Annotated in this window: 5 protein-coding genes; 1 reads left to right on the top strand and 4 read right to left on the bottom strand. The window is 54.1% G+C overall.

The genetic code is table 11. The features are described 5' to 3' along the window. Positions 1 to 192, top strand: a 192-nt coding sequence (locus tag BBW68_RS19165) for a hypothetical protein (RefSeq protein ID WP_222563075.1), incomplete at its 5' end; no start/stop codon positions are given. On the opposite strand, the gene carB is transcribed toward BBW68_RS19165, so the two are convergent. The 4 genes from carB to BBW68_RS19160 all read right to left on the bottom strand — a co-directional run. Continuing rightward, positions 193 to 3,417: a carbamoyl-phosphate synthase large subunit gene (gene carB / locus BBW68_RS07625; RefSeq protein ID WP_070134670.1), complete on the bottom strand. Its 3,225-nt coding sequence runs from the start codon at positions 3,415 to 3,417 to the stop codon at positions 193 to 195. 18 nt (positions 3,418 to 3,435) lie between these two features. Continuing rightward, on the bottom strand, positions 3,436 to 4,572 hold the full coding sequence (gene carA / locus BBW68_RS07620) for a glutamine-hydrolyzing carbamoyl-phosphate synthase small subunit (protein WP_070134669.1): 1,137 nt from the start codon (positions 4,570 to 4,572) through the stop codon (positions 3,436 to 3,438). 465 nt (positions 4,573 to 5,037) lie between these two features. Beyond that, the gene (gene dapB, locus BBW68_RS07615; protein ID WP_070134667.1) at positions 5,038 to 5,859 is read right to left on the bottom strand and encodes a 4-hydroxy-tetrahydrodipicolinate reductase; all 822 of its coding nucleotides are present in this window, start codon (positions 5,857 to 5,859) and stop codon (positions 5,038 to 5,040) included. Positions 5,860 to 5,917: 58 nt separating this feature from the next. Next, on the bottom strand, positions 5,918 to 6,179 hold a 262-nt coding region (locus tag BBW68_RS19160), incomplete at its 5' end, for a hypothetical protein (RefSeq protein ID WP_222563074.1).

The raw sequence follows: 6,179 nt of genomic DNA, 5'->3' as shown, positions 1-6,179 counted from the left end.
GAAGCCGTGACGCTCGCCCGATTGAGCTTTAAGGGCGCTACGTTCGGGAAAGGTGCAAAACTGCGAGGCGTTGCTCAGGTAATGAGCAAGGGAGGGATAAAAAAGGGGCGACCGTTAATGGTCGCCCCTCAGCGTAGTGGTCAGGCATGCCTAGCCGTTCGGGTCATGACCCGCGCCCCTACGAGACTGTGATTACGCGATGATCTGCGCATGCATCTCCTGCACGGAAATTACTTGGTCCGTGGCGCTGGAGTTCAGCGACGTCACGGTGGCAAAACCGCCGTTCAGCGTGGTGTCGTAGTGCACCTTATACTGCAGGGCGCTACGGCGGATCAGTTTGGAATCCTCAATCGCCTGACGGCCTGCTGTGGTGTTAACGATGTAGGCATACTCACCGTTCTTCAGGCGGTCCTGAATGTGCGGGCGGCCTTCGTGCACTTTGTTCACTTGGCGCACTTCAATACCGGCAGCTTTCAGCACCGCAGCGGTACCCGCGGTAGCATCCAGCTCGAAGCCGTAAGCCTGCAGGCGGCGCGCCAGCTCAGCAATACGCTTCTTATCTCCTTCACGCACTGACAGCAGCGCACGACCAGTTTTCTTCATATTGCTCTGCGCGCCCATCATCGCCTTGCAGAACGCTTCTGCAAAGGTACGGCCCACACCCATCACTTCACCGGTAGAACGCATTTCCGGGCCAAGGATAGGGTCGACGCCCTGGAACTTGTTAAACGGCAGCACCACCTCTTTCACCGAGTAGTACGGTGGGATGATCTCTTTGGTCACGCCCTGCGCGGCGAGGGTTTTACCCGCCATCACGCGCGCGGCCACTTTCGCCAGCGGCATGCCGGTTGCTTTGGAGACAAACGGTACGGTACGCGCAGCACGTGGGTTAACCTCAATCAGGTAAACTTCATTGTCCTTAACCGCAAACTGCACGTTCATCAGGCCATGCACGCCCAGCTTAAAGGCTAGCTTCTTCACTTGGTCACGCATCACATCCTGAATTTCCTGGCTCAGCGTGTAGGCTGGCAAGGAGCAGGCAGAGTCACCGGAGTGAACGCCCGCCTGTTCGATGTGCTCCATGATGCCGCCAATCACCACCTGTTCACCGTCGCAGATCGCGTCAACGTCAACTTCTACCGCATCATCAAGGAAGCGGTCCAGCAGCACCGGAGCGTCGTTAGACACGGAAACCGCGGTATTAAAGTAGCGTTTCAGGTCGATTTCGTCATACACAATTTCCATTGCGCGGCCGCCCAGTACATAGGACGGGCGCACCACCAGCGGATAGCCAATCAGCGCCGCCTTTTCCACGGCCATATCGATGGCGGTGACGGTGGCGTTGGCCGGCTGCTTCAGGCCCAAGCGCTCAACCGTCTGCTGGAAACGTTCACGGTCTTCTGCACGATCAATAGCATCCGGGCTGGTACCGATAACCGGCATGCCTGCGGCTTCCAGCGCACGCGCCAGCTTCAGCGGAGTCTGCCCGCCGTACTGCACGATCACACCTTTTGGCTTCTCAATGCGCACAATTTCCAGCACGTCTTCCAGCGTGACCGACTCGAAGTACAGGCGGTCAGAGGTGTCGTAATCGGTTGACACAGTTTCCGGGTTGCAGTTGACCATAATGGTCTCGAAACCGTCTTCGCGCAGCGCCAGCGAGGCGTGTACGCAGCAGTAGTCGAACTCGATACCTTGGCCGATACGGTTTGGACCGCCGCCCAGCACCATGATTTTATCACGGTCCTGATTCGGGTTCGCTTCACACTCTTCTTCATAGGTTGAGTACATGCAGGCGGTGTCCGTAGAGAACTCCGCCGCACAGGTATCCACACGCTTGTAGACCGGGTGCAGGTTTTGCTGCTCGCGCAGGGTACGGATCTCCGCTTCATACACGCCCGCTACATCGGCTAGGCGCGCATCGGCAAAGCCTTTACGCTTCAGCGTGCGCAAGAAGTCATAACTCAGGCCTTTAACGCCCTGTTCTGCTACCTGCTGCTCCAGCAGTACCAGCTCTTCGATCTGTACTAGGAACCAGCGGTCAACATTGGTCAGCGCGAAGACATCTTCTACGCTCATTCCGGCACGGAAGGCGTCGGCGATATACCAGATACGGTCGCAGCCAGCATTTTTCAGCTCGCGACGAATAGTGGTCAGCGCTTCCGGGTCGTTAAGATCCACCTTCGGATCAAAGCCGTGCGCGCCCACTTCTAGGCCGCGCAGCGCTTTCTGCATCGACTCCTGTAGGGTACGGCCAATCGCCATCACTTCCCCGACAGATTTCATCTGCGTGGTCAGACGGTCGTTAGCACCAGTAAATTTTTCAAAGTTGAAGCGTGGAATTTTTGTGACCACGTAGTCGATAGACGGTTCAAACGACGTTGGGATCAGGCCACCGGTGATATCATTGGTCAGCTCATCGAGGGTGAAGCCCACTGCCAGCTTGGCGGCGATTTTAGCAATAGGGAAGCCGGTAGCTTTTGAGGCCAGCGCAGAGGAGCGCGACACGCGTGGATTCATCTCAATGACGATCAGACGGCCATTCTCCGGGTTCACTGAGAACTGCACGTTTGACCCCCCGGTTTCCACGCCGATTTCGCGCAGCACCGCCAGCGAGGCGTTACGCATGATCTGGTACTCTTTGTCGGTCAGAGTCTGCGCTGGCGCAACGGTAATTGAGTCACCGGTGTGGATGCCCATGGCATCAAAGTTTTCAATTGAACAGACGATGATGCAGTTGTCGTTTTTATCACGCACTACTTCCATCTCGTACTCTTTCCAGCCAATCAGCGACTCATCAATCAGCAGCTCATTGGTCGGCGACAGATCGAGGCCGCGTTCGCAAATCTCTTCAAACTCTTCACGGTTGTATGCGATACCACCACCGGTGCCGCCCATGGTAAAGGAGGGACGGATGATGCACGGGAAACCGACGTCAGCGGCAACCGCCAGCGCTTCTTCCATGGTGTGCGCGATACCGGAACGCGCGGTGTCGAGGCCAATTTTCTTCATCGCCACGTCGAAACGACGACGGTCTTCAGCTTTATCAATCGCGTCCGCGGTGGCACCGATCATGGTCACACCGAACTCTTCCAGCACGCCCTGGCACTCTAACTCCAGCGCACAGTTCAGCGCGGTCTGGCCGCCCATGGTGGGTAGCACCGCATCCGGGCGCTCTTTCTTAATGATTTTGCGTACCACTTCCCAGTTAATCGGCTCGATGTAGGTGGCATCGGCCATATCCGGGTCGGTCATAATGGTTGCCGGGTTAGAGTTCACTAGGATAACGCGGTAACCTTCTTCACGCAGCGCTTTACACGCCTGCGCACCGGAGTAGTCAAATTCACAGGCTTGGCCGATAACGATCGGGCCAGCGCCAAGGATCAGGATGCTTTGTATGTCTGTACGTTTTGGCATTATCTTTCTCTCCTGATCTTATTTAGAGGCTTTAATCAGTTCGATAAAGTGATCGAACAACGGTGCAGCATCGTGCGGCCCCGGGCTGGCTTCCGGGTGCCCCTGGAAGCTGAATGCCGCTTTATCGGTACGGTGGATGCCCTGCACCGTGTGGTCAAACAGCGAGGTATGCGTGATGCGCAGATTGACTGGCAGGTTACTGTCATCGACGGCGAAGCCATGGTTCTGTGCGGTGATCACCACGGTGTTATTGTCGTGGTCTTTCACCGGGTGGTTGCTGCCGTGGTGACCAAGCTTCATCTTCACGGTTTTCGCCCCGCTTGCCAGCGCCAGCAGCTGATGGCCGAGGCAGATGCCGAAGACCGGAATCTCGGTTTCCAGCAGGCGTTTAATCGCGGTAATGGCGTAGTCGCAAGGCTCCGGATCGCCAGGACCATTGGAGAGGAACACGCCGTCCGGGTTGAGCTTCAGCACATCTTCTGCCGGGACCTGAGCCGGCACCACCGTCAGGCGGCAGCCGCGATCGACCAGCATGCGCAAAATGTTGCGTTTCACACCGTAGTCGTAGGCCACCACGTGGAATGGAAGGTCAGCAGCGGCTTTCTCGGTCGGCATTTCGCCTTCCAGCGTCCAGCTGCCCTGCTGCCAGCTGTAAGGCTGTGCCACAGTCACTTCTTTCGCCAAATCCATACCCTTCAGGCCTGGGAAAGCTTTGGCTTTTGCTAGGGCTTCGGCAGCATCCAGTGCGTCTCCGGCGATGATGCAGCCGTTCTGCGCCGCTTTCTCACGCAGCAGACGAGTCAGCTTACGCGTATCGATATCGGCAATAGCAACAATGTTGTTGCACGTTAGATAGTCAGACAAGACTTCCTCATTGCGGTAGTTGCTGGCAATCAGCGGCAGGTCGCGGATAACTAATCCCTGGGCATGTACCTGAGTGGATTCTGCGTCAGCGGCGTTCGTGCCGACATTGCCGATATGGGGATAAGTGAGGGTGACGATCTGGCGGGAATAGGAAGGATCAGTGAGGATTTCTTGATAACCGGTCATTGAAGTGTTGAAAACAACTTCTCCCACTGCCGATCCGATGGCCCCGATGGCCCGACCATGGAATTGGGTTCCGTCTTCCAGAACAAAGAGCGCTGACTTAATCAAAACATCCTCCAAGGAATAAGCAGTCACAATATCTGCATATTAATTCAGAAATAACCCCAAAATCAATGCAAAAACTGCCTGACTGCCCCGTTTTTGGCAAATTGGGCGCATTCTAATGATAGCCCTGCCGAATATCTACCCTGCGCGCCACTTTTCTGCGTTTTTTAACTCACTGAGTGGAAAGTCGGATGATTTACCCTGAAAACAGCACATATCCTAGCGATAAAAACGGTTGCCTGCCAGTTTCTACATAATTTCAGGTGTAATAGAGTAAAAAAGCGGTCCAAATGGACAGATTAGCGTTCAGAGCGAGTAAAAAGAAGGAAAATTTAAATTTATAGCGAAAATTGTTAAGTTACTATGATAAATTGCTTTTTTTTAAAAAAAATAAAAGGGCAATAAATAATTGCCCATTCAATCAGAACGTTATGATTGAAATAACTACATCGCGATGGAGCATAACACTTATAAATCATCCAAATTCAGCACGTTGCGCATGTCATAAAGACCACTTTTATGCAACTTTAACCAGACAGCAGCACGAACGGCGCCATTAGCGAAGGTCATGCGGCTTGAAGCCTTGTGGGTAATCTCTACTCGCTCGCCAACATCAGCAAACATCGCGGTGTGCTCACCAACAATATCTCCGGCACGCACGGTGGCGAAACCGATAGTCTGCGCTTCGCGCTCACCGGTGTTACCTTCACGCGCATAGATCGCATGCGCGTTCAGGTTCCAGTTCATCGCATCGGCAACTGCCTCCCCCATTGCTAGCGCCGTACCTGATGGCGCATCAACTTTATGACGGTGGTGCGCTTCGATAATTTCGATATCCGCATAGTCACCCATCACTTTTGCCGCCTTCTCCAACAGCTTCAGCACCAGATTGACGCCCACGCTGAAGTTGGCCGCAAATACGATGCCAATCTCTTGCGCTGCGGCTTTGATCGCCGCTTTGCCTGCCTCATCAAAACCGGTAGTGCCAATCACCATCGCTTTCTTATGCTGACGGCAAAACGCTATATAGTGCAGCATGCCTTCCGGGTGGGTGAAGTCGATCAGCACGTCGAAGTCATTAACTACGACATCCAGATTGTCGCTGACCTTGATACCCAGCGCGCGACAGCCCGCCAGTTCACCTGCATCGGTGCCAACCAGCGATGAGCCAGCACGGACAATGGCTGCCCCCAGACGCGCACCCTCAGCCTGTTCCGTTGCCTGAATCAGCTGACGCCCCATACGCCCTGCGGCTCCCACAATGGCGATACGAATTTTTGCATTACTCATAATTATTCATTCCTGACAGATATCTATGCATGCAAAGCACACTCAGATTAACCACGCGTTAACCCCTGCGCCACAACCAAAACCACATAATAAGAATTTTACGCCAGTGCATGAGGATTATCAGTAAAACTGAATTTTTGCTTACAGGCCAGTACTTTTCCTCACCTGCAAGCCTATCACAGGCACAAGATGGATAAATAACGATAATCGTTCCGACTATCTTGTCCCTTAACCCCTGTTCGCGTAGCATGCAAAAAACGATCAATAAACCACCGGCATGAAATCTTTCACACATAAGATATGTGGCACTGTTGCAAAGA

The sequence above is a fragment of the Candidatus Erwinia dacicola genome, from assembly GCF_001756855.1.
Lineage (GTDB): Bacteria > Pseudomonadota > Gammaproteobacteria > Enterobacterales > Enterobacteriaceae > Erwinia > Erwinia dacicola.
This window is presented reverse-complemented; position numbering and strand designations above follow the sequence as displayed.

What these genes read in the sequence shown, in the direction of transcription:
- dapB (WP_070134667.1), bottom strand. Translation starts at nt 5,859, where the DNA reads ATGAGTAATGCAAAAATTCGTATCGCCATTGTGGGAGCCGCAGGGCGT.
- carB (WP_070134670.1), bottom strand. Translation starts at nt 3,417, where the DNA reads ATGCCAAAACGTACAGACATACAAAGCATCCTGATCCTTGGCGCTGGC.